The 1,524-nt window shown below is 75.4% G+C and carries 3 protein-coding genes; all 3 read left to right on the top strand.

Annotation, left to right across the window (positions count from 1 at the left end):
* Positions 1 to 312: ArsR/SmtB family transcription factor (locus tag ACPOLA_RS19135; RefSeq protein WP_435772099.1), on the top strand; the 312-nt coding region annotated here is incomplete at its 5' end.
* On the top strand, positions 309 to 815 hold the full coding sequence (locus ACPOLA_RS19130; protein WP_435772098.1) for an SRPBCC family protein: 507 nt from the start codon (positions 309 to 311) through the stop codon (positions 813 to 815). The genes ACPOLA_RS19135 and ACPOLA_RS19130, both read left to right, overlap by 4 nt.
* Positions 812 to 1,390, top strand: a complete 579-nt coding sequence (locus tag ACPOLA_RS19125) for a TIGR03086 family metal-binding protein (RefSeq protein ID WP_435772097.1) — start codon at positions 812 to 814, stop codon at positions 1,388 to 1,390. The genes ACPOLA_RS19130 and ACPOLA_RS19125 overlap by 4 nt, the downstream gene beginning before the upstream one ends.
* The last annotated feature ends 134 nt before the right edge of the window (positions 1,391 to 1,524 follow it).

Raw genomic sequence — 1,524 nt, 5'->3', positions numbered from 1 at the left:
CTGGCGGCCGGGGATGCGACGGTCGGCGACCTCGCGGCGCCGTACGACGTGTCGCTCCAGGCGGTCTCCAAGCACCTGAAGGTGCTGGAGGAGGCCGGCCTGGTGCGGCGCAGCCGGGACGCGCAGCGGCGGCCGGTCCACCTGGAGGCGGAGGTCTTCGACGTGATGACCGCGTGGATCGAGCGCTACCGCCAACGGGCGGAGGAGCGGTTCGGCCGCCTCGACGCGCTGCTGGAGCGCCTGCAGGAGGACGAGAGCCCGGCGCCGGATCACCAGTCCCCCACCCCCCGCCACCGAGGAGCAGCCTCATGACCACCAGCACCGCGCGCAACGAGACCCGGATCGAGGCCGATCCCGACCTCCCCACCGTGCGGATCGTGCGCACCTTCGACGCCCCGGTCGACCTGGTCTACCGCGCCTGGGCCGACCCCGAGCTGGTCGCGCAGTGGCTCGGGCCGCGCGACCTCGAGATGGACATCGAGACCTGGGACCTCCGCACGGGCGGGGAGTACCGCTACACGGCGCGCCGCGGCGGGCAGGACGTCGCCCGCTTCTACGGCTGCTTCCACCGGGTGTGGCCCAACGAGAGGATCACCCAGACCTTCGGCTTCGAGGAGATGCCGGAGGCGGTGAGCCTGGAGACCGCGACGTTCCGAGACCTGGGGGCAGGGCGCACGGAGGTGGACATCCTCTCCGTGGTCTTCTCCATGGAGGAGCGCGCGGGCATGCTGGCCAGCGGCATGGAGGTGGGCATCGAGGAGGGCTACGCCAAGCTCGACGAGCTGCTCGCCGCACGGGTCGGCGACGCGCGGTGATCCCGGCCGAGCCCGCAGCGGAGCACCGGAGCATCGCGGGCACCTTCGCCGAGCGGGTCCGGGCCGTCCCGCCGGACGGCTGGGACTCCCCCGCTCCGGTGGCCGGGTGGACGGCTCGCGACGTGGTCCGGCACCTCGTCGAGTGGTTCCCCGCCTTCCTCGCCGACGGATCCGACCTGCGACTCCCACCCGCGCCGTCGGTGGACGACGACCCGGTGGCGGCGTGGCAGGCCCACTCCGCAGCGGTCCAGGAGGTGCTCGACGACCCCGCGACCGCGGGCCGGGTGCTCGCCCACCCCCGGCTGCCCGCGCAGCCGCTGCCCGAGGCGATCTCGCGGTTCTACACCTCCGACGTCTTCATGCACACCTGGGACCTGGCGCGGGCCACCGGCCTGGACGACCGGCTCGACGAGGACCGCTGCCGGGAGCTCTACGAGGGCATGGCGCCGATGGAGGAGATGCTGCGTCAGAGCGGGCAGTACGGCGCCGCCGTACCGGTGCCCGACCACGCCGACTGGTGCACCCGGCTGGTCGGCTTCATCGGCCGCGACCCCGCCTGGCGGCCACCGGCCTGAGTGCGCACGCCGCTGGGCCGGGGGGGGGGGGGGGCCCCCGCCCGCGCCCCCCCGGCGCCCCCCCCACCGGGGCCCGCCCCACCCCCCAGCCCCCGCGCCCCCCACACACGCGGGCCCCCCCACGCTTGCGCGCG

The sequence above is a fragment of the Nocardioides proteolyticus genome, from assembly GCF_051280635.3.
Lineage (GTDB): Bacteria > Actinomycetota > Actinomycetes > Propionibacteriales > Nocardioidaceae > Nocardioides.
Note: the sequence above shows the minus strand (reverse complement) of the source record. Positions and strands in the feature narration are given on the sequence as shown.

Bases quoted from the DNA above. Each gene is read 5' to 3' on its own strand.
- ACPOLA_RS19130 (WP_435772098.1), top strand. From the start codon at position 309: ATGACCACCAGCACCGCGCGCAACGAGACCCGGATCGAGGCCGATCCC.